The following is a 23,322-nucleotide window of genomic DNA, read 5'->3' as shown; positions in this document are numbered from 1 at the left end:
CGCCCCGCCGCGCGCGGCTAGGGGCCGGTAGTTGCCGCTAGGGTGGGGTCTACGCTACTGCCGTCCGCGGCCGGAGCGCTAGATAGGCTCGCTGCGCTAGCAGTATCGGTAGCGGCAGTTTCAACGGAACGGTCCGGTTCTTCGGCAGGTGCAGCGTCATCAGGAGCTACAACTTCGCCCGGATCAGTAGCCACCTCGGTCGGCTCTAGAACCAGGGTTTCTTCTGCTACCGGCGTCTCTTCTACGGGAGCCGGTTCGGTAGCTTCAATGACTGTCTCAGTTGCTGTAGGCTCAGCGGCCTGCTCAACTATAGGAGCTTCTTCGGTCGGCGCGTAAAGAACACTGCCGGGGGCGACCGGCTCTTCGGTACCGCCGTCTTGTTCCGTGACAGTCGGTGCCTTGGTGTTAAAACTAGGAACGGGTGCCGCCGTTGAACTTTCTGCAGCCGCTGAGCTGGTCTCTGCTACCGTGGGTGCCGGGGTCGCCTCTACCGTGGTTTGTTGAGAGCTTTCGTCGTTGAGGGGTAGTAAGAAAGCGGCGACTAGGGCGATAGCGGCTGCCGTGAGTACCGCGGAACCGATAAAAAAGACCTTTGACCCGGTCTTGCGTTCTTCCTGCTCCTCTTCCGCATGATGGGGGTTCAGCTGATCACGTTCAGCTGCTGCGGCTGCCGCTGCGGCAAGAGCCGCCTGCCTGCGGGCCTCTTCTGCCCGTTCAGCTTCTTTAGCTGCGGCCTTTTCGGCTGCCCTGTCTGCCCGTCGCTCTTCCCGGGTGAGTTTCTCAACGACGTCGCCGTTGCGCATGAGGCCAAAGGCCAGAGAGTCGTCGTCCGTATCTACAACAGTACGGGTGCTCCCGCTATCGGCAGTCACGTACTCGTAGCCGTTTGCCAGGGGAAGGGCTTCGGTCGCATCATCGGCAGTGCCCTCGGCAGCGGGGGAAGGGAAAGCTTCTGTGGTGTCGTCGGCGGTGGTGGGCTTCTGGTCTTTAGAATCTGGTGACTGGTGGGAACGGGGCGTGGTCACGTTTTCCTTATCAAGTGTTTCTAAGCCCTTTACCCGTGTGCGAAACGGTTGCGACGTGGGCTGGTGCGGTGAAAATAAGAGAGATTACTGTATCTAGTGTACGCGCTGAAAGCTTGCTGGTGCTGTGGTGCCTCTAACGAAAACACCCGTGAAATCGGCGACTTCCCTTAGCCCTTACACCAGTAAGAGCAAAGCCCCGCGTCCTTCCCCCAAAGGGGCGGACGCGGGGCTTGGGCAGGCGCTGCCAGCGACGGGTTTAGCGGCGCTGGTTGCCGAAGATGATGTCGTCCCAGCTCGGTACGCTGGTGCGCTTGGCCCGGCTAGCCTTGGGCTGCTGGGCCTTAGGCTCTTCTTCTACCTGCTCGGCCTGCGCATCAGGGGCATCTTCTGCAGCTTCGGTGAGGGGAGCATCAGCATTCTGGGTGTCGTCTTCACTCTTAGACTCCACAGCGACGGGCGAGTCCTCAGCTCCCTGGACCTGCTCATCAGGCTGGGCGCCCTGAGCATCTGAAATCTCGGCGGGCAGGGGAGCTTCCTCAAGAGCTACCGGAGCTTCGGCGCCCATCTCGGTAGCCTCCTCAGGTACCTGCTGCTCTACGGTATTTTCGCTAGTGGCATTTTCACTGGCTGTATTTTCGCTAGCGGCAGTCTGCTGCTGGGCTGCTTCTTCGGCTACCGGCGCAGCAGGTTCTTCGGTTTCAGGAGCGGATTCGGCCTGCACCTCGGCCGCGGGGGCAGGGCGGGAGCTGCGGCGGGCACGTTCGAGCAGGTCAGCTAGCTTGCGCTCGCTGGCAGGGTCAAAGGAGCGGACGCCGCGGCGGGCGGTCAGCTCATCGAGCAGCTCGTTCTGTTCCTTCTGCTCGGGGATGCTCACGCGGGCGATGCGGGGCTCAGCAACCTGAACACCAACGGTGGCGGGAGCAGCCTGCTCGGGAACGTCGCTTGCAGCCTCGTCCTGGGGTGCCGCTGCCTGCTTGGCCGGGCCCGGAATGGGGGCATCGTGGGAGTGGTCGCGGCCCATGAGGAAGTAGGCGGCTTCGTTTGAAGCGTAGATGCTCTGGTTGGCAGGGTTGAAGTTCCACCGGGCGGGGAACATGACGCCGCGGGGCAAGTTAGCCTGGGCGTCCTCGCCTAGCTCTACATCGACAGACACGGTCCACTGGCCAGATTCCTGCTGCCAGGTGCTCCATTCCATGGGGGCTTGGGAGAAGTCGAAGCGTTCAGATACGGCTTCGATGTGCTGGTTGAGGCTTTGTGCTGCTCCACCCTGGCCGGGGGCGGGGGAGATGACCACGGTGCGGGCTGTCTGGATGATGTTGGCGCGTTCAGCAATGATGGGCCACTCGTAGCGGCGCACGCGCTCCGGCTCCCACCCTGACTCTGCGGCAATCTCTTCAACCGTTGCGCCCTGGCGGAAACGGGTCTGGATGTCGCGGGGGCCAAAGGTGCCGCTAGCGCTTCCCCCGCGCAGGGGGCTGATGCGGCGGGCGCGGGCAATGCTCTGCCGTAGGTTCTGGTCGATGGGCAAGAGGTAGGTTGCACCGTCAGATGATTCGAGGACGAGGTTTTCACCGTCGTCGTGAATGCCAGCAAGTCGCAGTTCTCGCACTGCTCGGTCTCCTTAGATGGGGCCGGGCACCACCTCAGCAGAGAGGGGTGCTCACTTCAATCTTTACACTTACTTGAAAGACTACCGGCTCAAGCTGTGCTTGAAAGCTAAAGTAGCTGGGGGTGGGAGAGAAGTTTTGGAAAAACCCGGTTTTTCAAGGGTTTTTCGCTCAAGTTCAGCAAGAGCTTGAAATATTTTTCTGCTCCCGTATCAGCCCTGTCTGAGCCATTGTGACTCGCTGAGAGAGAACATGAAGTTTCCACTTGCATTATCGGGGGCAATGGTGAACAATTCTACCCGTCACCTCAACACAGTCGTAGACCCTGACGAGCGCAGAGTTGGTCGACACCAAGACCGAGGTGCAGGTACCCCAGACCAGACAGAGGGGGTATCTACCCTTCGCACACTTAATACGGAGAAAACCATGGCAACCGATTACGATGCACCTCGCAAGCAGGATGAAGAGAGCAAGGACCAGTCCTTTGAGGAGCTGCGTTCACGCCCCTCAGAAATGCAGTCAGGTGCAGTGGATGAGGACGAAAACGCAGCGGCCGAAAGTTTTGAGCTGCCCGGTGCTGACCTCTCCAATGAAGAGCTGAACGTTGTGGTGCTCCCTGCACAGGACGACGAGTTCACCTGTGCTTCTTGCTTCCTAGTGCGTCATCGTTCCCAGATTGCCCGCGAAGAGGGCGATCTCAAGTTCTGCATCGAGTGCGAGAGCTAAAGACTAAGAAACTTCAAAAGTAAGAGGGCGGGCCCGCGTTATACAACGCGGGCCCGCCCTCGTATCGCCTAGAGACTTAGGTCTGCCAGGTACTAACAGTCTTTGGGCGTCTTAGTCTTCTTCGGGCAGCCCCTCATTCAGGATGGCGGCAATTTTTTCTGGGTGGCGGGAGGACGCAATCCAGTAGGGGGTGGGGTCAGCCGGGTCAGTAATCTGAACACGAATGACCGAGGTAATCCACCCGCGGAAACACATGTAGGCGCGGCCATCGAGGGCCGGGCCGGTAGCGAGGCGGGCATCTTCACCTCGGAAGGCGTAGGCTCGACCAACATAGTCACGTTCGATACGGGCCCTACCGAAGCGTACAGTGGTCTCGGTAATTTCGATGGTGGGGGAGCTGCCGTAGAGTATTCCGCCGACCAGCAGGAACATCACGATACCGGCAACGATGCCAGCGGTGATATTAATCGGTGCGCCGACCAGGAAAGAGGCTAGGCCAACGCCCAGGCAGCCTATCCACAGGCCGATTCCGGGGGCCAGACGTTCACGGTACAGCACGGTGGGGGCGGTAGCAGGCATAGCTTCCTTCGACGAGGGACAAGTTGTGAAGTATGAGCCGGGGCAAACCCGGTGCACAGGTTCTAGTCTAAGGGGTTTTGGCGCCCGATGTGGGCGGCACCGGAGCGCTTAAGCCGGTACAGTAAAGAGGGTGATGAACCAGCTTAAGATTGATATCAAGATGCTCGATGAGGGAATTGAGCCCCCCGCCTACGCCCAGCCCGGGGACGCCGGTGCTGATTTGCGCTCTCGCGTGGACCTCACCCTGCAACCGGGTGAGCGGGCCCTGGTGCCGACCGGCGTGGCGATTGCCCTGCCTGAGGGGTATGTGGGTCTGGTGCACCCCCGTTCGGGTCTGGCTGCTAAGCACGGCATTACGATTGTGAACGCACCGGGCACCGTTGATTCCGGGTATCGGGGTGAGCTTATGGTCTGCCTGCTCAATACCGACCGGGAGCAGGCTTTTGAGATTCAGCGCGGTGACCGCATTGCCCAGCTGGTTATTCAGCGGTTTGAGTCGGCTACTTTTAATGTGGTGGAGAGTTTGAGCGAAACCGAGCGTGGAACTGCCGGGTTCGGTTCAACGGGCGTACAGTAAGAGCAGTAGATAGGCGAGGGCCGAAGGAGGCACTATGTTTGGTTTTGGTAAGAAAAAGAATGGCGCGGACGCCGCGACTGAGCGTGAGCAGGGTGTGGCAGCTGCCGCTGTAGAGAGCGACGAGAAGGAAATCGCCGCTGAAGAGGCGCCTGCTGAGGCTGCCCAGGGCGGCACCCAGCAGCCTGCCGCGCAGCAGGAGCCTGCGGCGTCCTTCGTGGAATTTACCCGTGATAACGGCCCCTTTGACATTACCGAGCAGCGCACCGGCTCTAGCTACATCGACCTGGGCGGCCTGCTGGTCAAGAGCAACCCCGGGCTGAACCTGCGCCTTGAGGCGGATCAGAAGACCCAGCAGGTTATCGCGGTGACCCTGCAGCTGGGCGAAGGCACCCTGCAGGTGCAGGCTTTTGCGGCTCCTAAGAGTCGCGGTATCTGGGATGAAATTCGTAAGGAACTGTCTGAGAGCGTGCGCCGCCAGGGTGGCCAGGTTGATATCAACGACGGCCCCTTCGGGCGTCAGCTGATCTCCCGCGTACCCGCTGAACTTCCCGACGGACGCAAGGGCTTCCGGATTGCCCGTTTCGTGGGCGTGGACGGCCCCCGCTGGTTCGTCCGCGGTGTCTTCTCGGGCAAGGCTGTGCTACCCGGTGAGAGCGCTACCGCTCTTGAAGAGGTCTTCCGCACCATCGTGGTCAACCGTGGCTCTGACCCCATGCCCCCGCGCGACCTGCTGCCCATGCGCGTACCCCAGAACATTCAGGACGCCGCAGCCGCCCAGGCCGCTGCCGCAGCGGCTGCCCAGGCTGAGAAGAAGCCCACCGTTGAGGTGCCCCGCCGCGGCCCCGAAATCACTGAAATCGGCTAGTGCCCATGCCTGAGACTGAGTCTCCCTTTACCCAGCAGCGGGCTGCCGGGCCGGTGACCCGCCTGGAAGAGTACCCCGAGCGGTTTCGCGCCAGGGCCGCCGGGCGGGTGACCCGTGTGCACATGTCGCATGTGGGGGCTAACCCCCGGTTCGAGGTGACCCTGCTGGTCGATAAGTCTAAGCCCCTGCCTCCGGCGAAGACCCACCCCATGACGGGTATGCCCATTGCAGAGACCGGTGAAGATCTTGATGACACCACTGATGTGAGCACCACCGAAGACACCTCAACCGGCCAGATTTCTGTGCTGGATGAGGAGACCGGCTTCACCACCCGGTTTAGTGTCAACCGGGCGGCTCCCCGGGTGCTCTACCCGGAGTTCCCGCCGCTGAGCCCAGGTACGGTGCTGACCCTGATTTGGCAGGGCCAGCGTCAGGTGCCGGGAATAGAGGCAGGCGGCTATCTTCGGGTCTCGGGCATGCTGAGCACCCGCGAGAAGCCCCTCATGTACAACCCGCGCTACGAGATTGTTCCGGCCCTCTAGTAGCAGGCACAAGGACGCCGGCCCCACCTTCTTCGCCGAAGGTGGGGCCGGCGTCCTTTTTACTGATAAGCACGAAGAGGGCTAGCTGAAGAGGGCGCGGATGTCGTCCTCACCGGTGGGGGTGGTGATGAAGAAGAGCTCGTCGCCGCCCTCAATCACGTCGTCGCCGCTGGGGGTAATCGGTACCCCGTCACGCAGGATAGCGGTAAGGGTGGTCTCGTAGGGCCACTGAACGTTATCGACGGTATGACCAATAATCGGGTGGTCGGTGGGTACGGTGTACTCGACCAGGGTAGCGCTGCCGGTCTTGAGGGTCAGCAGGCGCACGACGTCGCCCACCTCAACGGCCTCTTCCACCAGTGCGGTCATGAGGCGCGGGGTAGAAACCGCAACGTCCACGCCCCAGGAGTCGTCGAAGAGCCACTCGTTTTTGGGGTTGTTCACGCGGGCCACGGTGCGGGGCACCCCGAACTCGCTGCGGGCCAGCAGCGATACCACCAGGTTGGTTTTATCGTCGCCTGAGGCTGCCACGATGACGTCCGCGTTCTCGGGCTTGGCCTGGCGCAGGACGGATAGCTCGCAGGCGTCCCCAATCACCCAGTGGGCGTGCTGAATGTCGCTGCGGGAAATCGCCTCGGGCTTGATATCGATAATGGTGACCGTGTGGCCGTGGGAGAGTAGTTCGCGGGCGCTTGATGAGCCCACCGAGCCAGCGCCGATAACGATTACTTCCATTCCAGATCCCCCTCAGCGTTGCGTGCCGGGGGAGCACTCAGCACCCTGGCAATGTCGTTGATGTCTTCGGTGCGCATCATGGCGTGCACCGTATCGCCCTGCTGGTAGGAGGTTTCCTTGGTGGGGAGCATACCCTCCCCAAACCGGGTCAGGTAGGCCACGCGCACACCGGCAGCCTGCTCAATCTCGGTCAGGGCGTGCCCAGCCCAGTCCTCGTGCAGCTGCAGCTCACCGAGCATCAGGCGGCCCGAAGCCTCACGGAAATCACCGGCCATAGCCTGCTCCGGCAAAATGCGGCGCAGCACCTGGTCGGTCGACCAGCGCACCGCAGCCACCGTGGGAATACCCAGACGCTGGTAGAACTCAGCCCGGTTGGGGTCGTAGATACGGGCCACCACGTGCTGCACCCCAAAGGTCTCACGGGCTACACGAGAGGCAATAATGTTGGAGTTATCGCCAGAAGACACCGCGGCAAAAGCGTAGGCGTGCTCAATACCGGCCCGCTTGAGGGTCTCGCGGTCAAAGCCCACACCGGTCACCTTCTTACCCGCAAAATCCTTGCGCAACCTGCGGAAAGACCGGTCATCCTGATCGATTACAGCAACCGAATGACCTGCATCTTCTAGGGTATGGGCCAGCATAACGCCCACACGACCAGCACCCATAATCACAAAATGGGGCACTTAGCACCTCACGAAACCACGACGGAAACAAACATAAACCCCGCACAGCAGGGTTGCCTCTAGTCTACGCCCGGCGGCCCCACCACCCAACCGGCGCGCCATAGCCGCGCGGGGGCGTCCTGACCCACGAGCAAAATGTGCTGTGTATAGCTGTGTTTTCCCCGCTCTACCGACTACGGTTAGAGCCTGTGAGAAATATTAGGAGCGCGGCCACCCGCCTGATTTTTGGTGCCCCCGTCACCAGCAGGCACGCCAAGAAGGGCAACCTGCCCAAACGCCGTGCCCTACCCCTGTTCGGGGCGGACGGGTTCTCGTCGGTTGCCTATGCCCCCGACGAAATTTTGCTGACCCTGCTCCTGGCCGGCCACGGTGCCCTAGCCTACTCACCCCTGGTGGGGCTGGGCATTGCCCTGATTCTGCTGGTTGTGGTGGGTGCCTACCGCTATAACATCCAGCATGTGGGGGAGCACGGCGACTTCGCCCTGGTGCACCAGAACCTGGGGATAACCGCCGCTATCGTGCTGGGCGCTGCCCTGATGGTTGACTTTATGCTCACGGTTGCGGTGTCGCTGTCTTCTGCTGCCCAGTACCTTGAGTCGATTACCCCGGTACTGCTGGGGCATCAGCGGCTGATTGCCTGTTTCCTCATTGCTCTGGTGACCTTTATCTGCCTGCGCGGCCTCAAGGTGATGCTGCGGGTGTCGCACCTTCCCTCTTATGTCTTTTTGGTTCTGCTTGCGGTAACCGTGGCCTGCGGTCTCATTGCGGACGCCACCGGGCAGCTCGGGCGCGCGGTATCGGCTGAGTATACGGTGGTGGTACCTGACGGTGCTGCCGAGGTGCTGACCACGCAGCTCGGCGTGGGCCTGCTCTTGGTCAGGGCTTTTGCTTCTGGCTCTGTGGCCCTGACAGGAGTTAACACCGTCAGTAACGCGGTCAAGGCTTTCGCCCCGCCGCGTCAGCGCAATGCGGCCACCAGCCTCATGGTGATTGGCGGTCTCTCAGCGCTCTCCCTGCTGGGGGTGCTTTATCTGGCCCAGCAAACCGGGGCGGTCAGCGTCCTTGACCCGGCCCAGGGGCTACTTGTCAATGGCCAGCCGGTGGGGGAGGACTTCCACCAGGTACCCGTGCTCCTTCAAATTACCGATGCTATCTTTGGCCTGCCCTTAGCCAGCATCCTGCTAGGCGCTGCCACCATCGGAGTGTTGATGGTCGCGGCCATGACCGCCTTTACCGGCTTCCCCATGCTCGCCACCACCATTGCCGCCAAGCAGTACCTACCGGTGCATCTGTCAGCTCGAAGCTCAGCCTCCCTCTACGCCAACGGTGTGCTGGCCCTGGGCGTTAGCTCTATGCTGCTGGTCGCTATCGTCGGCCCCAACGTGCACGCCCTGGTGCAGATGTACATTGTGGGTGTCTTCACCGCCATGACCCTCACCCAGTATGCGGTGCTCCGTAACCGCTGGCGGGCCCAGCGCATCACCCTCGATACCAAAAAACGCCGCACCCTCTGGCGCGACATCGGTATCAGCGCCATTGGTACCGGCGCATCGGTTACCGTGCTCGTGGTTATTATTCTTACCAAGTTCACCCACGGTGCCTGGGTCACCGTGCTGCTCATTCTTCTTCTGACCTGGCTCATGATCAAAACCAACAAACACTACAGCAGTATCGACCGGCAGCTAGCCCTCTCAGCCGACCCCGAACAACTGGCCGCAGACCGGGCGCTGCCCTCCCGCGTCCACGCCCTCATCTACGTTGAGCGGGTGCGCAAACCCGTGCTCCGGGCCCTCGCCTACGCACGGGCCTCCCGCCCCTCGTCCATCGAAGCTCTCATGGTGAACGTGGACGAAGCCCGCACCCGCGAAAACATCGACACCTGGGAAGCCCTCGAACTGCCCGTCGACCTGACCGTGCTGGACTCGCCCTACCGCAACCCCGCCGCCAGCGTGCTCGAATACGTGCAGCAGATGCGCCAAAAATCCCCCCGCGACGTACTTGTGGTCTACCTGCCCGAATACGTGGTCTCCCACTGGTGGCAGGGCATCTTCCACCGCCGCACCGTACACAAACTCAAAGCCCGCCTGCGCCACGAACCGGGCGTCGTTGTAGCCTCCGTGCCTTGGCAAATCGAACGATAAACTAAAAAAACCCACCGAGCCACCCTCAAAGCGAGAAACACATGTCTACCACCCCCACCACGCCCGAACCCGCTATCGGTGACCTCCTCGAACTCACCCCCGAGCGTCCGGCCCACGGCGGCGCCCTTGTCGCTAGAGCGGACGACCGCGTCATCTTCGTCCGCCACGGAGTCGTGGGGGAGACCGCTACCGCCCGCATCACCGGCCGCGGCCCCAAAGGTCGCTTCTTCTTCGCAGACGTCGTCTCCGTAGAGACCCCCGCACCGCAGCGCCGCCCCCACCCCTGGGCACCGGCGGACGCGCTCGCGTCCGCCCAGCCTCTCGGCGGTATGGAATACGGCCACCTGGATCTTGCCACCCAGCGGGCCTATAAGCAGCAGATTGTGACCGAACAGCTGGTGCGCCTGGGCGGTGTGCCCACTGACCACCCGCTACTGGCTAACCTGCCGGTCCATGCCCTGCCCGGCGATAACAGAGGGCTGCACTGGCGCACCCGCGTGCATTTTGCGGTGGAGCGCGAAAGCCAGCAGATTGCCATGTTCCCGCACTCTAGCTCTACCCCCGTGCCCGTCACCGGCTTTCCCCTGGCCGATGAGCGCATTGAGGCCCTCGAACTGCACCGGCTCAAACTGACCGGTATCACCCGGGTTGATGTGGCTGTAGCCGCCACCGATATGGTGGCCGTGGTCTTTACCGTATCTGCCCGCACCACGCCTGCCGAGGTTGCCGCGGATATTGAGGCCCAGGCCCGATCCTTGTGGGGTTCTCTAGAAGAACGCATGATCACCCTGGTCTTTACCCCCGAGAAAAAGGGCGGACGCCGCCGCGGCACCAAACCCGCCGACCTCATCGCCGGGGCCGCCACCCCCAACCTGCTGGAGACAGCCACCGTCTACGCCCAGGACTTCTACTGGAACGTTGGTGCCACCGGCTTCTGGCAGATTCACCGGGCCGCCCCCGAGGTGCTGGGTAACGCTGTGCTTGAAGCTGCCCGCCTGTCGCAGGGCATGACGGTCTACGACCTCTACGCTGGTGCCGGCTTCTTCACCGCGCTCGCGGCGGACGCCGTGGGGGACAGGGGCACGGTTTTGTCGGTTGAGGGATCCCCTGTGACTAGCCGCAATGCGTCCGAGAACTTTGGTGATGAGGGGCCCTCCCGCACCCACAGATCCGAGCGGACGCGCGTGCGCGTCGAACGCGGGGACGTCGGCAAAGTGCTTGAGCAGGTTTCTGCAGAAGTCTCTGCTGGGCGCTTTGCCGCCCCGGACGTCGTCATCTGCGACCCTTCGCGTGAGGGTGCTGGCCGGGCAGTGATGGAACAGGTTTCTGCCCTGGCCCCCCAGCGGATTGTCTATGTGGCCTGCGACCCGGCTGCCCTGGGCCGCGATACCGGCTACCTGCGGGCAGCAGGCTGGCGGCTGGAGTCGGTTGAAGCGTTTGATATGTACCCCAACACCCACCACGTTGAAGCGGTGGCAGTCTTTAGCCGGTACGGGGCATAGGCAATATGCTGCGAAAGTAGCAGAATCTCTGAGGCTTATTCAGAAGAGGTTACGCAGGCTCACGCTCGCTGCCGACCCTCTCGCTGGTTCGCTAGCGCTCACAAGCGATTCACGCCAGCCCCGAGCCAGCAGCTTCGCTGTGAGCCTGCTTCACCTAATCCTTATGAATAAGCCTTCTAGATGGTTCCGTCTGAGTCTTCTTGCAGAGTTATTCCTCGTCGTAGGGCTCCCTCAATAAAGAACAGGGTGGCAATAAAGAGAACTGTTATTAGACCCTGATCGGACATAAAAGTTGGTTCCCACTCAAGTTTGCTAAGCCCAGCAGATTTTTCTATTCCGCGGGCGGTCAAATCGGTGAGTAGGGAGTACCCAAGCATTCCGACCAGCAATACAATGGGGGCGACCCGAAGGTGGTTCAGCGCCCTGAGCGTGAAATCTGCCTTGCGGTAAAAAGACTTAGCGACCTGATGAAGAAGTACAGCTACACAAAGGTACATGAGGAACTTCCAAGCAAAAGCCGACCAAGCCAGAATCTGGGTGCCTGTGCTCAGCCCCTCCGAGCTGACCCAGTAGGTACCACCCTCTAGCTCAGGGTTGTAGCGGTGAAGAGAGCTGGGAATTCCATGCTCTGGCCACTGCACAAAGGCAACATAAAGAATAAGAACTACAGCAAAAGCTGTATACATCGTCGCAACTGAGAACTGGTGTTCAGCAGGCTGAGGCTTGCTGTTGTCGGCTGCAAGACCAAAATATTTTGATAGAGCTTTCATGAGTCTTTTCCTTCGTCCTTGTAGGTAAAGATGTCACCAGGTGTGCAGTCGAGTACCCGGCAGAGGGCAGTGAGGGTGGTAAACCGGACGGCGCGGGCGCGGTTATTTTTCAGTATGGAAAGATTCGCAACAGAGATTCCAACGTGTTGTGAGAGGTCGACCAGGCTCATGTTGCGCTCTTCCAGGAGCTTATCTAAGTGGCAGATGATGCTGTGTTCTTCTTCTGAGGCCATAGGGTCCTTTGCTGCGGTAAGTCATATTGATTATCAATATGTCTCTATCGTTTCATATTGAAAATCGATATGCAAGGCTTCTTTGAGCCCATCATGAAAAAGAAAAGACCACTTAAATCAGAAAAACCCACCTAGTTCGTGGGTTTTTCTGATTTAAATGGTACCTACTCCTGTGGGGCGCGGTGGGGTGGTGACTGCTAGCTGAGGCGGTCGGTCTGGTCGTCCCATTCGACAGCTACAGCCCGCAGGGCCTCTTCCTTGGCACGAGCGTGGTGGCCGCAGAAGAGCAGGTCCAAACCCGACTCCATCACCACACGCACATAGGCCTGGGCGCCGCAGGCATCGCACCGGTCAGCAGCTGTCAGTTCGCGGCGGGTCTCAAGAGTTGCACTCACGATAGGCTCCTTTCAAAAGCTTTCTTTCTTACCCTCCATACAATCACCGACCGGGCCGCCCCGCACGTCCTTTCGCCCACAGCGCTAAACCCCAGCGGTCAACCCAAAGTTCCAGCCCAAACCGATCGCGGGCGTCCGCACCGCCACAACTCAGGCACAGCAGCGGCAAGCCCCGCCAAACCGAACACGTGTACTACACTAGATAGGCACCCCGTCCATACCTGCAGGAGAGTTTCGTGGCAGCAAACAACTACACCGCCCGCAACCTATCGGTGCTCGAAGGCCTCGAAGCCGTGCGCAAGCGCCCCGGCATGTACATCGGCTCCACCGACTCGCGCGGCCTCATGCACTGCCTCTGGGAAATCATCGACAACTCGGTCGATGAGGCCCTGGCCGGGTATGGGCAGTCCATCCAGGTCATCCTCTATAAGGACGGCTCAGTTGAGGTACAGGACGACGGCCGCGGCGTACCCACCGACATTGAACCCCGCACCGGACTCTCCGGCGTTGAGGTGGTCTACACCAAGCTGCACGCCGGCGGTAAGTTCGGCGGCGGCTCCTACAACGCCTCGGGCGGTCTGCACGGTGTGGGTGCCTCGGTCGTCAACGCGCTCTCTTCCCGCCTGGACGTGCAGGTGGACCGCGGTGGCAAGACCTACCAGATGAGCTTCCGCCACGGCGTGCCCGGCATCTTTGAGGACGCCCGCACTCCCAAGCCCGACGCCCCCTTCACCGCTTCCACCGATGCCCTGCAGGTGGTGGGTAAGGCTAAGCGCGGGGTCACCGGCACCCGCGTGCGTTACTGGGCCGATCCCATGATTTTCACTCCGGACGCCCGGTTCAGCTACGAGAACCTGGCGGCTCGTGCGCGCCAGACTGCCTTCCTCATTCCCGGCCTGCGCATTGCCGTGCGCGACGAACGCCGCCTACCCGGCACCCCCGGCGAATTTGAGACCGTTGAGGAGGTCTTCCAGCACGACGGCGGTATCTCCGAGTTCGTGGACTACCTGGCCCACGACCAGGCAGTGACCGACATCTGGCGCTTCACCGGCACCGACACCTTCACCGAGACCGTCCCCGTGCTCGATGCCGAGGGCCACTCCCAGCTCACAGAAGTTGAGCGCGAGTGTGAAGTGGATGTTGCCCTGCGCTGGGGTACCGGCTATGAAACCAAGCTGCGTACCTTCGTCAATATCATTTCCACCCCCAAGGGTGGTACCCACCAGACCGGCTTTGAACAGGGCCTGCTCAAGACCTTCCGCAAGCACATTGCCGATAATGCGCGAAAGTTCAAGGCGGGCACAGACAAGATTGAGAAGGACGACGTGCTGGCAGGGCTCACTGCTGTGCTCACCGTGCGTCTGGCTGAGCCCCAGTTTGAGGGCCAGACTAAGGAGATTCTGGGTACCCCGGCGGTGCGGCAGATTGTCTCTAAGGTGGTTGCCAAGCAGCTAGCTGCCAAGCTGACCTCCACGGCCCGGGGGGAGAAGACCCAGGCAACGGCTGTTTCTGAGAAGGTTGTTGCCGAGATGAAGTCGCGTATCTCAGCGCGAGTTCACAAGGAAACCCAGCGTCGTAAGAACGCCCTGGAAACATCCTCCATGCCCACCAAGCTAGTGGACTGCCGGTCTACCGATGTTGAGAAGTCTGAGCTCTTTATTGTGGAGGGTGACTCGGCGCTGGGCACAGCCCGCCTAGCGCGGTCCTCGACCTACCAGGCCCTTTTGCCCATTCGCGGCAAGATTCTGAACGTCCAGAAGGCATCCCTGACCGACATGCTGGCCAACGCCGAGTGCGCCGCCATTATTCAGGTCATTGGCGCCGGTTCTGGCCGCACCTTCGATCTAGAGCAGAAGCGCTACAACAAGATCATCATGATGACGGACGCGGACGTGGACGGCGCCCACATCCGCACCCTGCTGCTGACCCTCTTCTACCGCTACATGCGGCCGCTGGTAGAAGCCGGCCACGTCTACGCCGCTGTGCCGCCCCTGCACCGGGTCGAGGTGGTCAACCGGGGTAAGGCCAACGAGATGGTCTACACCTATTCCGAGAAAGAACTGCACGAGCTGCTCGACCGGCTTGAGGCTGAGGGTAAGAGCTACAAGGAACCCATCCAGCGCTACAAGGGCCTGGGTGAGATGGACGCCGACCAGCTGGCGGAGACCACCATGGACCCCCGCCACCGCATGCTCCGTCGTGTGCGGGTCGAGGACGCCGAGGCTGCCGAGCGGGCCTTTACCCTGCTGATGGGCTCAGAGGTTGCCCCGCGTAAGGATTTCATTATTCGCGGTGCGACCAAGCTGGACCACACCGCAATTGACGCCTAACAACAATTAACTGGGCTGCGATATGCAGGTGCGGCGTGCCGGAGTCTGTGCGACCTAGCAACTGGGTAAAATGTTGCCCATGACACATGCAAAGAAGCACCCTGTTACTGTCACCGTGACCGGCGCAGCCGGCCAGATTGGTTATGCCAGCCTCTTCCGCATCGCGGCGGGGGAGATGCTGGGGGCTGATACCCCCGTCCGCCTGCGTCTACTCGAAATACCCGCCGGACTCAAAGCCGCTGAAGGCACCGCCATGGAACTAGCAGACTGCGCCTTCCCCCTGCTTGAATCGGTTGACATTACCGATGACCCCACCGTCGGCTTTGAGGGTAGCAACATTGCCCTGCTGATTGGTTCCCGCCCACGCACCAAGGGTATGGAACGAGCCGACCTGCTCGAAGCTAACGGCGGTATTTTCTCTGTGCAAGGGAAAGCCATCAATGACCATGCCGCTGATGACGTCAAAGTGGCTGTCGTGGGCAACCCGGCTAACACCAACGCCCTGATTGCTGCCTCTCATGCACCGGACGTCCCCTTAGAACGCTTCACCGCTCTGACCCGCCTTGACCACCACCGCGCGGTTGCTCAGCTGGCTGCTGCAACCGGTGCGTCCGTACCCGAGATTGACGGCATTACTATCTGGGGCAACCACTCAGCCAGCCAGTACCCCGACCTTTTCCACGCCACCGTCGGCGGCCGCCCGGCCCTGGATGCTCTTGCAGAAAAGAATCTGGGTCAGGCCTGGATCGAAGAAACCTTCATCCCCACCGTCGCCCAGCGCGGAGCTGAAATTATCGCGGTGCGCGGTGGGTCTTCCGTCGCCTCCGCTGCCCACGCCGCCCTAGCCCATGTGCGCGACTGGGTCCTGGGTACGGGGGAGCGGACCACCTCAATGGCAGTGCCATCCGATGGATCCTACGGTGTGCCCGAGGGGATCATCAGCTCCTTCCCGGTCAGGTGTTCAGCAGGTGGATATGAGATTGTTCACGGTTTAGAGCACTCGGATTTTGCCCGCCAGCGCATTGCGGCCTCCGTGGCAGAGCTGGTTGAAGAGAAGGACGCCGTCGCCCAGCTTGGTCTGCTCGGCCCCCGTTAAACTTGCCGCCCCGGTGTGACTAGACAAACTGTCACTAAATGGGCACTCGGTGTAAAAACCGGCAGAGACTCCCGCAACCCTGCTGAGGGTGTGCGGGAGTCTTAGCGTTTAAGTGACCTTTAGTGAACCGTCAAATCGCCTGGTGAAGAGGTCAAAACCACCCTAAGGGCACGCTCATACAAGCCCGCTATCCTAGAGCACAACACACCCGCACCGTTGCGCCGGGCAGTCGGCAGAGCTGCCAGCCCGCAGGCGGTGCATCACTTTAACTCTCAAGGATGTCAATGGATCCCCTCGAACTAGCGCGGTGGCAATTCGGTATCACCACCGTCTACCACTTCATGATGGTTCCGCTGACCCTGGGCCTGGGTGCCGTTGTAGCTGGCTTCTACATCGCCTACGTGCGAACCAAGAAGCACGAATACAAGCGCATGACCAAGTTCTGGGGCAAGCTCTACCTCATCAACTTCATCATGGGCGTTGCAACCGGCCTTGTGCAGGAATTCCAGTTCGGTATGGCCTGGAGCGAATACTCCCGCTTTGTGGGCGACGTCTTCGGCGCCCCTCTGGCGATGGAAGGCCTACTGGCCTTCTTCGTTGAGTCCACCTTCCTAGGTCTCTTCATCTTCGGCTGGGACAAACTGGCCCCCAAGGTACACGCAGCCTGCCTGGTGATTGCTGTAGCGGCCTCCTGGCTCTCTGCCTACTTCATCATCGTGGCTAACTCCTGGATGCAGCACCCTGTTGGCGTTGAAATGATTGACGGCCGCCCCGTCATGACCGACGTCCTCGCCGTCCTCACCAACAACACCGCCCTGGTGGCCTACCCCCACGCTATCTTCGGTGCCTTGCAGGTTGCCGGTGGCTTCCTGGTCGGTATCGCCTGGTACAAGCTCTGGAAGCGCCGCCGCGACGGCATCGATACCATCGGGGAAGACGGCAAGGTTATCGTCGGCGAAACTACCGAAGGTGCCCGCGACAAGACCGACTTCAACGTCTGGTTCAAGTCCCTGCGCATCGGCGCTATCGTTGGCTTTGCAGCCTTCATCGGCACCGCCTTTACCGGGCACCACCAGGCCCAGCTCATGATTGAGCAGCAGCCCATGAAGATGGCAGCTGCCGAGGCAGCCTGCCACGACGGCACCGGCTTCTCTGTCCTTTCTCTCTCATCACCTGGTGCCCAGAACTGTGATGAGGTCCAGGCAGTGATTGAAATTCCTGGCTTGCTCTCCTTCCTGGCCTACAACAACTTCACCACCGACGTCCCCGGCATCACCACCCTGCTGCCCCAGTACGAAGAAACCTACGGCACCACCATCCCCGATAACCCCGAGCTCTACGGGGAACGCGCCGGTACCGAGGTCGAGTACCTGCCCCTGATGGAAGTGACCTACTACGGCTTCCGCGGCATGATCACCTTCGGCGGTATCAGCGCCCTCTCCTTCCTCTACGTTCTGTGGGTAACCCGCAAGAAGGGCGAAGGTACCGTACCCGAAGCCAAGTGGATTTCCTACCTGGCAATCGCTGGCATTCTGGCCCCCTTCGGTGCCAACGCCACCGGCTGGATCTTCACCGAAATGGGCCGCCAGCCTTTCGTCGTAGCCCCCAACCCTGACGGCAACCCCGCCATCATGATGTTCACTGCCGCCGCTGTCTCGCCCGGTGTCTCCGGCTACGAGATCCTTTTCTCACTGATTTCACTGGGTCTGGTCTACGGTGTGCTCATGGTCGTTGAGGTCTACCTGCTGGCCAAGTACGTTAAGGCCGGTGTGGCAGCGGCTATGCCCGAGCTGGTTGAGGACCCGCACGATACCGACGAGAAGAACGACCGCGACGTGCTCGCGTTCGCCTACTAAGAAAGGGGCTTACACACATGTTTGAGCTTTTTGCTGACCAGCCTCTTCTGCCGACCCTCTGGTTCGCCGTCATCGGCTTCTTCTGGGTGGGCTACATCATCCTCGACGGCTTCGACCTGGGCGTAGGCATGCTCATGAGCCGAATCTTTGCCAAAAACGAGAAAGAACGCCGCCTGCTGCTGAACACCATCGGCCCGGTCTGGGACGGCAACGAGGTATGGGTTGTGACCGGTGGCGCTGCCACCTTCGCCGCCTTCCCGCTGTGGTACGCCTCCCTTTTCTCGGCCCTCTACATCCCGCTGACCCTGGCCCTGCTGGCCCTGATTTTCCGTGCTGTTGCTATCGAGTACCGCGGTAAGAAGGATTCAGAGCGCTGGATTGCCGGCTGGACCTTGGCTATCTCCCTGGGCTCCTTCTTCATCGCCTTCCTGGTCGGTGCCCTGCTGGCCTTGACCTCCACCGGCCTGCCCATCAACGCAAACGGTGACCGTGTGGGCGGTGCCTTCGCCTGGCTAACTCCCGCTGTCTTTATGGGCGGCCTGGCCATGGTCGGTGTTTCCCTGGTCATGGGTCTTGCCTTCATCGCGCTGAAGACCGACGGCGAGGTGCGCCACCGTGCCGGTGCTGCCCTGGTCAAGTTCTCACCCCTGCTGGTGCTCCCGGTTGTCGTCTGGGTCGTTTACATGCAGGTGACCACCGGTAACGGCATCTCCTACGCCCTAACCGTCCTTGCCGTGCTGGCTCTTGCCGCTGCCTGGTTCTTTGCCAGCCGCAGGAGCGAGGGTAAGGCCTTCTCCGGCTTTGCGGTATTTGTGGGCTTCGGCGTCCTGGCCATCTTCCTGGCCCTATACCCCAACGTCCTGCCTTCAACCCTCGATGAGGCCTACAACCTCACTATCGCCAACGCGTCGAGCTCCGAGTACACCCTGCGCGTGATGAGCTGGGTCGGCCTCTTCGGCATCCCGATTCTGCTCGTCTACCAGAGCTGGACCTACTGGGTCTTCCGCAAGCGCCTGCGCGTTGAGAGCATCCCCGATGCCCACGACGCCACCGAGCTGGCCGCTCGCGCCACTCGTGCAAGCGCCCACAACGCCTAGCAGCTAGCACAGGCGCAGTGACGAAAGGACGCCGGGAGCAGCTCCCGGCGTCCTTTCGCCTACCTTGAGGGGCAGTGTGCTGACACCCACTGCCCAGCTATCGACATCGGGGTCTACCCCACCCAGAAGTTCCCACTAGAATAGTGAACAAACTGTTCGCGGCACCAAGGACACTATCGAGAATGACCGCTCCCACAACGAGCAAGCGGCCCCCGCTGGGGCCCCACGCCAAGAGAAACCTCACCGTTTTTGCCGTGCTCACCGCACTCAAAACCCTGGCGCTCATTGTCTTTGCCGCGGTGCTGGGCACCGCCATCACCCTGCTAGCCCGCATGACCTACGCGGTGCTCTACGAGGGGAAAACCTACGAGTCTGCCCACGCCGAGCAGCTTGCCGTCTTCGCCGGTAACGGCCAGGCCCAGCTCACCGGTATCTTCTTTGCCGCCCCCTTCATGCCGCCGGGCCTGCTCTCCCTGGCGGTCACCGGCGTCATTGCGCTTTTGGTGCGCGCAGCCGCCGACTGGTCCCTGGGCTTCTACGCCCAGCAGGCAGCGGTAGGTGCCAAAACCACTATCCGCCGCAAACTCATCCGCCGCGTCCTTGCCACCGGCGGTATCGACACCCCCGACGGCACCGGTGCCACCGCTGTCCTGCTCTCCCGCGGCCTCAACGCCCTGGATGACTACTACACCAAGACTCTTACCGCCTTTGTCTCCACGACCGTAGTGCCCACCCTGCTGCTCATCTTCATCGCCTTCTACGACTGGGTCTCAGCCCTGGTCATCATCTGTACCCTGCCGCTGATCCCCCTCTTCATGGTGCTCATCGGCCGAACCACAGCAGAAGACACCGCCCGCGCCCAGCGCGACCTGCTGCGTCTCTCTGACCACATCGTCGAACTGGTCAAGGGTCTGCCCGTGCTGGTGGGCCTGGGGCGCTCACGGGCCCAGTCCAAGGCGCTGGGCGATCTGGGGGAGCGTTACCGCAAGGCCACCATGTACACCCTGCGGTCGGCCTTCCTCTCATCGCTGGCCCTGGAACTGATTACTACCATCTCGGTAGCCCTGGTAGCGGTACTGATTGGCCTGCGCCTAGTGGAGGGGAACCTGGGGCTCGACGTCGCCCTCTTCGCCCTGCTGCTGGCCCCCGAGTGCTACCAGCCCCTGCGCGATGTGGGCACCGCCTACCACCAGTCTGAGGACGGCGTGGCAGCCCTCCGCCGTGCCGAGGCCATCATCGACCAGCCCATTCCCCACGCCACCGTCGCCCCCGGCGGCGACCGCATCTCGGTGCGCCAGCTCTCTGTCGCCTACCCGGGCCGCGACCGCACCCTTACCGGCGTGAGCTTTACCCTGCGCCACGGAACCACCACCGCAATCACCGGGCCTTCCGGCTGCGGCAAAACCACCCTGCTCTCGGTACTGGGCGGAGCCTTGCGCAACGACCTGGTACCCACCGGCACCACCGAACCGGTGCACGTCTCCGGCCTGGTATCTGGCACCGGCTCCACCGTCTGGATTAGCCAGTCACCCACCTTCATCGCCCCCACCGCCCTGGCAGAGGTCGCCCTCTACGCCACCGTAACCCGCGGCGAAGGTGCCCTCGAAGGCATCAACTACGCCTCAACCCTGCTCGATGATTCCGTTGCCTTCACCGCTGAGGACCGCGACTACTTCACCTCCTTCCTGCACTCCGTAGGGCTGGCTGACCTCGCCGACCTGCCGCCGGAAGCCCTCTCAGCTGGCCAGATGCGCCGCCTTGCTATTGCCCGCGCCCTGGCCCGCGTTGCCACACTGCAGGCCCAGGAAGAACGCGTCACCGTACTGATTGACGAACCCACTGCCCACCTTGATCCTGTTTCAGCGGCCAAGGTGAATGTCGCCCTAGCTGCCCTGCAGGAAACCGGCGCAACCCTGATTATCGTCACCCACGACACCGCCCTGGCTGCCGCCACTAACAACCTGCTCCAGGCGACCTCAAAGCCCCACGGCGTTACCTGGGAGCTCACCGCCCAGAACGCCGATGGGCTGGGCGGCTACGCTCTTGCGACCCTGGCGGACGCCGTCGCCACCGGCGAGCTCGAAGACTCGGCCCCCGTCCAGGCTGCTGCAAGCTCAACCGAACAGGCGGCAGAGCCGGCCGCGGCGGGCGTCCTAAAGACCCTGCGTCACTTGGGGGAGCTCACCGGCATCCGCAAGCGCGATATGGCCCTGCCTATCCTGCTATCGGTACTCACCGTGGTCTTTGCTGTCAGCCTTACCGCGCTTTCTGGCTGGCTCATTGTGCGCGCCGCTGAGCAGCCCGCGATGATGTACCTGCTGGTAGCCGTTACCGGTGTCCGCTTCTTCGGCCTGGGCAGGGCGACCTCCCGCTACGCCGAACGTCTTCGCACCCACAACCTGGTGCTGGGGGCGGCTAACACCCTGCGCGTGCGCGCCTGGGATGCTGCCGGACGTACCGTCCTGTCGGTGCGCTCCCTGCTGCGAGGGGATAAGATCCTTGACCGACTGGTCGGCGACATCGACGAGCTGCGCGACGCTATCCCGCGCGTCATCTTGCCGGTTGCCGCCCACCTGATCGTGATGCTGCTGGTGCTGGGCGTGACCGCCTGGGCCACCCCGCAGGCCCTGCTGCCGGTCGTCATTGCAGTTCTTATCTCTACCTTCGTGATTCCGGCAGTGGTGCTGCGTGCGGACGAGCGCGCGGACGCCGTTGCCCGCCGGGAAACCTCGGCCATGCTCCGCCTGGGCGTCTCTGCCCTGGATGCTGCTACCGACCTGCACAATAACGGCCTTGACCAGACCGTTGCCCTGGCTGTCTCCCGCCAGGATGGCTATGCCCAGGCCTCCCGACTCAAGAGCTCCCGCGCTATCGGTGTGGGCCAGGGCCTGATGGTCGTTACCTGGTGGGGTGCAGCTCTGGCTGTGATTGCCAGCGTCTGGCCTGCCGTTGAAGCTGGGGAGGTTACCGCGCCGACCGCAGCTATCGTCATTTTGATGATGACCGCCCTGTTTGAGACCACCGCAGCCCACCTGGACGCCGTTCGTGGCTGGCCCGCCTTCGCTGCCCTGGTTGCCCGTACCCGTGCTAACTTTGAGACCGTGGACGCTACTGCCGCAGTTGAGGGGCAGGACGCCGGTACGGGCGAGATCCGAGATATTCTTGGGGATCCCGGTATCGGGGCTAAGAACCGGGCAGCGCATAAGTCCATCACCCTGGAACTGAATTCGCTCGCTACCCGCTGGCCTGATATGGATTACCCGGTCTTTAGCGAACTGTCGGCATCAGTATCGTCGGGGCAGTGGCTGGGTATCACCGGCCCCTCGGGCTCGGGCAAGACAACTGCTCTGGCTACCCTGCTGGGCTTCTTGCCTGTTGAGCAGGGGCAGATTCGGGTGAACGGTCGTGCCTTTGATGCCCAGTCTTTGCGCGGGTATGCGGCTTGGTGCCCCCAGTCTGCCTATATCTTTGAGTCCACTATTGCTAATAACCTGGCGATTGCCCGTTCGGCGGACGAGCGCCCCACCGATGAAGAGATGTACGAGGTGCTTGACCGGGTAGGGCTGGGCGATTTTGTGCGCTCCCTGCCTGCTGGCCTGCAGACCCTGGTGGGGGCCGGTGGTTCCTATGTGTCGGGCGGCCAGCGTCAGCGTATTGCGATTGCCCGCACCCTGCTGGTGGATTCGCCCCTGCTGCTGATGGATGAGCCGACCGCCCACCTCGATGCCCCCGCTGCGGTAGCTCTGATTAATGAGGTTGCCCGCGGTACTAAGCGCGCCCCCGGTCAGAAGCTTAAGGGCAAGACTAAGCTGCCTGCGGTCGTCCTGGTCTCCCACCGAGCCGAGGACATCGCAGCCTGCGATACCGTGGTGAAGCTTCGGTAGCTGGCAGAAGACCCCTCCTAAGGTTCCTATCAAAGGACGCCACGGGAGGGGCTTTCTGTATCTAGAGTGGCAACGGAAATGTATCTGCTGTCTGGAAATTTACTATGGGGGGGTAAAGTGTGTTCTAGATAATAAATTTCTAGAGCTCAAGCTACAGATAGTGAGTGAATCCAATGCCTACTCTTCAAGAGTACAGCTATGTTGCGCCCCTGACTAAGAAGTTCAAACTATTCCTCTGCGGAGCAGTAGCTTTTGTACTGGTGAGTGTCACCCTGCCGATTCTGATTTTTGGCCCCGTCGACAAGGACGGCACCAACCAGGGGCTCCTCATTTCAGCGCTTGTAGGAGCTGCCGTAGCGCTGGTTATTATTCCGATGATTTTCAGCAGTACCCGCATTGACCTGCTGCATACATCGGTCAAGATCACCACCATGAAGTTCTTCTCGAAAGAGCTACCCTACAGCGAGATTGAGAAAGTGGAGGTGGGCCCAGTGACCGGGCTTGTGATGGGCGCTGGCCTACGAATCATGGGTGGAGGTAACACCGGCTACCTGACCGGCGGCCCCTCCGTCACCTTTACCCTGACGAACGGTAGCCGGGTGACGGCGTCCGCTAGCAACCCCGAGCAGGTTGTTGCTGAGGTGAACTCCCGGCTGAACTAGACGCTGAGCTAAGAGAT

20 protein-coding genes are annotated in these 23,322 nt (G+C 61.5%); 12 read left to right on the top strand and 8 right to left on the bottom strand.

What is annotated here, in order from left to right; all coding sequences use genetic code 11:
- Window positions 1-17: 17 nt before the first annotated feature.
- Window positions 18-1,025 carry a hypothetical protein gene (locus ACEE43_RS04215; protein ID WP_449107366.1) on the bottom strand — a complete coding sequence of 336 codons (1,008 nt, stop codon included), beginning with the start codon at window positions 1,023-1,025 and terminating at the stop codon, window positions 18-20.
- A 256-nt stretch (window positions 1,026-1,281) separates the two neighbouring features.
- The gene (gene sepH / locus ACEE43_RS04210; protein ID WP_449107367.1) at window positions 1,282-2,634 is read right to left on the bottom strand and encodes a septation protein SepH; all 1,353 of its coding nucleotides are present in this window, start codon (window positions 2,632-2,634) and stop codon (window positions 1,282-1,284) included.
- Window positions 2,635-3,058: 424 nt separating this feature from the next.
- On the opposite strand from sepH, the gene ACEE43_RS04205 reads away from it, so the two are divergent.
- Window positions 3,059-3,358 (top strand): DUF4193 domain-containing protein, encoded by a 300-nt coding sequence (locus tag ACEE43_RS04205; protein WP_083091691.1) that lies wholly within the window; start codon window positions 3,059-3,061, stop codon window positions 3,356-3,358.
- A gap of 111 nt (window positions 3,359-3,469) precedes the next feature.
- Here the strand turns inward: ACEE43_RS04205 and ACEE43_RS04200 are convergent, their stop codons facing one another.
- Complete coding sequence (locus ACEE43_RS04200) at window positions 3,470-3,937, bottom strand: DUF3093 domain-containing protein (RefSeq protein ID WP_431463749.1); 468 nt, start codon at window positions 3,935-3,937, stop codon at window positions 3,470-3,472.
- Between the two features lie 133 nt (window positions 3,938-4,070).
- Between ACEE43_RS04200 and dut the strand changes: the two genes are divergently transcribed.
- The 3 genes from dut to ACEE43_RS04185 are packed head-to-tail and all read left to right on the top strand — an operon-like array spanning window position 4,071 to window position 5,921.
- Window positions 4,071-4,514 (top strand): dUTP diphosphatase, encoded by a 444-nt coding sequence (gene dut, locus ACEE43_RS04195; RefSeq protein WP_237199541.1) that lies wholly within the window; start codon window positions 4,071-4,073, stop codon window positions 4,512-4,514.
- A gap of 34 nt (window positions 4,515-4,548) precedes the next feature.
- Complete coding sequence (locus tag ACEE43_RS04190) at window positions 4,549-5,379, top strand: DUF3710 domain-containing protein (RefSeq protein WP_449107368.1); 831 nt, start codon at window positions 4,549-4,551, stop codon at window positions 5,377-5,379.
- A 5-nt stretch (window positions 5,380-5,384) separates the two neighbouring features.
- On the top strand, window positions 5,385-5,921 hold the full coding sequence (locus tag ACEE43_RS04185; RefSeq protein WP_237211986.1) for an asparaginase: 537 nt from the start codon (window positions 5,385-5,387) through the stop codon (window positions 5,919-5,921).
- Window positions 5,922-6,002: 81 nt separating this feature from the next.
- On the opposite strand, the gene ACEE43_RS04180 is transcribed toward ACEE43_RS04185, so the two are convergent.
- Both ACEE43_RS04180 and ACEE43_RS04175 read right to left on the bottom strand, forming a co-directional pair.
- A complete protein-coding gene (locus ACEE43_RS04180) occupies window positions 6,003-6,656 on the bottom strand; it encodes a potassium channel family protein (protein WP_135011890.1) in 654 nt (217 codons plus the stop codon).
- Entirely contained in the window at window positions 6,647-7,339 is a 693-nt protein-coding gene (locus tag ACEE43_RS04175; RefSeq protein ID WP_237195506.1) for a potassium channel family protein, read from the bottom strand. Before ACEE43_RS04175 ends, ACEE43_RS04180 begins: the two co-directional genes overlap by 10 nt.
- Before the next feature lie 188 nt (window positions 7,340-7,527).
- On the opposite strand from ACEE43_RS04175, the gene ACEE43_RS04170 reads away from it, so the two are divergent.
- Window positions 7,528-9,480: an APC family permease gene (locus ACEE43_RS04170; RefSeq protein ID WP_449107369.1), complete on the top strand. Its 1,953-nt coding sequence runs from the start codon at window positions 7,528-7,530 to the stop codon at window positions 9,478-9,480.
- Between the two features lie 41 nt (window positions 9,481-9,521).
- Complete coding sequence (locus tag ACEE43_RS04165; RefSeq protein ID WP_449107370.1) at window positions 9,522-10,982, top strand: class I SAM-dependent RNA methyltransferase; 1,461 nt, start codon at window positions 9,522-9,524, stop codon at window positions 10,980-10,982.
- A gap of 176 nt (window positions 10,983-11,158) precedes the next feature.
- Here ACEE43_RS04165 and ACEE43_RS04160 read toward each other — a convergent pair whose 3' ends face one another.
- From ACEE43_RS04160 to ACEE43_RS04150, 3 genes are all read right to left on the bottom strand, one after another.
- Window positions 11,159-11,752, bottom strand: coding sequence for a hypothetical protein (locus ACEE43_RS04160; protein ID WP_449107371.1), 594 nt, complete (start codon window positions 11,750-11,752; stop codon window positions 11,159-11,161).
- A complete protein-coding gene (locus ACEE43_RS04155; RefSeq protein ID WP_449107372.1) occupies window positions 11,749-11,985 on the bottom strand; it encodes a helix-turn-helix domain-containing protein in 237 nt (78 codons plus the stop codon). The genes ACEE43_RS04160 and ACEE43_RS04155 overlap by 4 nt, the downstream gene beginning before the upstream one ends.
- 197 nt (window positions 11,986-12,182) lie before the next feature.
- Complete coding sequence (locus ACEE43_RS04150) at window positions 12,183-12,380, bottom strand: DUF7455 domain-containing protein (RefSeq protein ID WP_237189203.1); 198 nt, start codon at window positions 12,378-12,380, stop codon at window positions 12,183-12,185.
- Between the two features lie 236 nt (window positions 12,381-12,616).
- On the opposite strand from ACEE43_RS04150, the gene ACEE43_RS04145 reads away from it, so the two are divergent.
- The 6 genes from ACEE43_RS04145 (at window position 12,617) to ACEE43_RS04120 (ending at window position 23,305) form a co-directional block, all read left to right on the top strand.
- Window positions 12,617-14,710, top strand: coding sequence for a DNA gyrase/topoisomerase IV subunit B (locus ACEE43_RS04145; RefSeq protein WP_449107373.1), 2,094 nt, complete (start codon window positions 12,617-12,619; stop codon window positions 14,708-14,710).
- Window positions 14,711-14,789: 79 nt separating this feature from the next.
- A complete protein-coding gene (locus ACEE43_RS04140) occupies window positions 14,790-15,806 on the top strand; it encodes a malate dehydrogenase (protein ID WP_431463737.1) in 1,017 nt (338 codons plus the stop codon).
- A 284-nt stretch (window positions 15,807-16,090) separates the two neighbouring features.
- Window positions 16,091-17,662: a cytochrome ubiquinol oxidase subunit I gene (locus ACEE43_RS04135; RefSeq protein WP_449107374.1), complete on the top strand. Its 1,572-nt coding sequence runs from the start codon at window positions 16,091-16,093 to the stop codon at window positions 17,660-17,662.
- Between the two features lie 17 nt (window positions 17,663-17,679).
- Complete coding sequence (gene cydB / locus ACEE43_RS04130) at window positions 17,680-18,759, top strand: cytochrome d ubiquinol oxidase subunit II (RefSeq protein WP_449107375.1); 1,080 nt, start codon at window positions 17,680-17,682, stop codon at window positions 18,757-18,759.
- Window positions 18,760-18,941: 182 nt separating this feature from the next.
- Window positions 18,942-22,643, top strand: coding sequence for a thiol reductant ABC exporter subunit CydC (gene cydC / locus ACEE43_RS04125; RefSeq protein WP_449107376.1), 3,702 nt, complete (start codon window positions 18,942-18,944; stop codon window positions 22,641-22,643).
- Between the two features lie 173 nt (window positions 22,644-22,816).
- A complete protein-coding gene (locus ACEE43_RS04120) occupies window positions 22,817-23,305 on the top strand; it encodes a hypothetical protein (RefSeq protein WP_449107377.1) in 489 nt (162 codons plus the stop codon).
- Window positions 23,306-23,322: the final 17 nt, after the last annotated feature.

The sequence above is a fragment of the Rothia sp. 11254D007BW genome (genome assembly GCF_053548195.1).
Note: the sequence above shows the minus strand (reverse complement) of the source record. Positions and strands in the feature narration are given on the sequence as shown.

Bases quoted from the DNA above. Each gene is read 5' to 3' on its own strand.
- ACEE43_RS04205 (WP_083091691.1), top strand. From the start codon at position 3,059: ATGGCAACCGATTACGATGCACCTCGCAAGCAGGATGAAGAGAGCAAG.
- ACEE43_RS04200 (WP_431463749.1), bottom strand. From the start codon at position 3,937: ATGCCTGCTACCGCCCCCACCGTGCTGTACCGTGAACGTCTGGCCCCC.
- dut (WP_237199541.1), top strand. From the start codon at position 4,071: ATGAACCAGCTTAAGATTGATATCAAGATGCTCGATGAGGGAATTGAG.
- ACEE43_RS04190 (WP_449107368.1), top strand. From the start codon at position 4,549: ATGTTTGGTTTTGGTAAGAAAAAGAATGGCGCGGACGCCGCGACTGAG.
- ACEE43_RS04185 (WP_237211986.1), top strand. From the start codon at position 5,385: ATGCCTGAGACTGAGTCTCCCTTTACCCAGCAGCGGGCTGCCGGGCCG.
- ACEE43_RS04180 (WP_135011890.1), bottom strand. From the start codon at position 6,656: ATGGAAGTAATCGTTATCGGCGCTGGCTCGGTGGGCTCATCAAGCGCC.
- ACEE43_RS04165 (WP_449107370.1), top strand. From the start codon at position 9,522: ATGTCTACCACCCCCACCACGCCCGAACCCGCTATCGGTGACCTCCTC.
- ACEE43_RS04160 (WP_449107371.1), bottom strand. From the start codon at position 11,752: ATGAAAGCTCTATCAAAATATTTTGGTCTTGCAGCCGACAACAGCAAG.
- ACEE43_RS04155 (WP_449107372.1), bottom strand. From the start codon at position 11,985: ATGGCCTCAGAAGAAGAACACAGCATCATCTGCCACTTAGATAAGCTC.
- ACEE43_RS04140 (WP_431463737.1), top strand. From the start codon at position 14,790: ATGACACATGCAAAGAAGCACCCTGTTACTGTCACCGTGACCGGCGCA.
- ACEE43_RS04135 (WP_449107374.1), top strand. From the start codon at position 16,091: ATGGATCCCCTCGAACTAGCGCGGTGGCAATTCGGTATCACCACCGTC.
- cydB (WP_449107375.1), top strand. From the start codon at position 17,680: ATGTTTGAGCTTTTTGCTGACCAGCCTCTTCTGCCGACCCTCTGGTTC.
- cydC (WP_449107376.1), top strand. From the start codon at position 18,942: ATGACCGCTCCCACAACGAGCAAGCGGCCCCCGCTGGGGCCCCACGCC.
- ACEE43_RS04120 (WP_449107377.1), top strand. From the start codon at position 22,817: ATGCCTACTCTTCAAGAGTACAGCTATGTTGCGCCCCTGACTAAGAAG.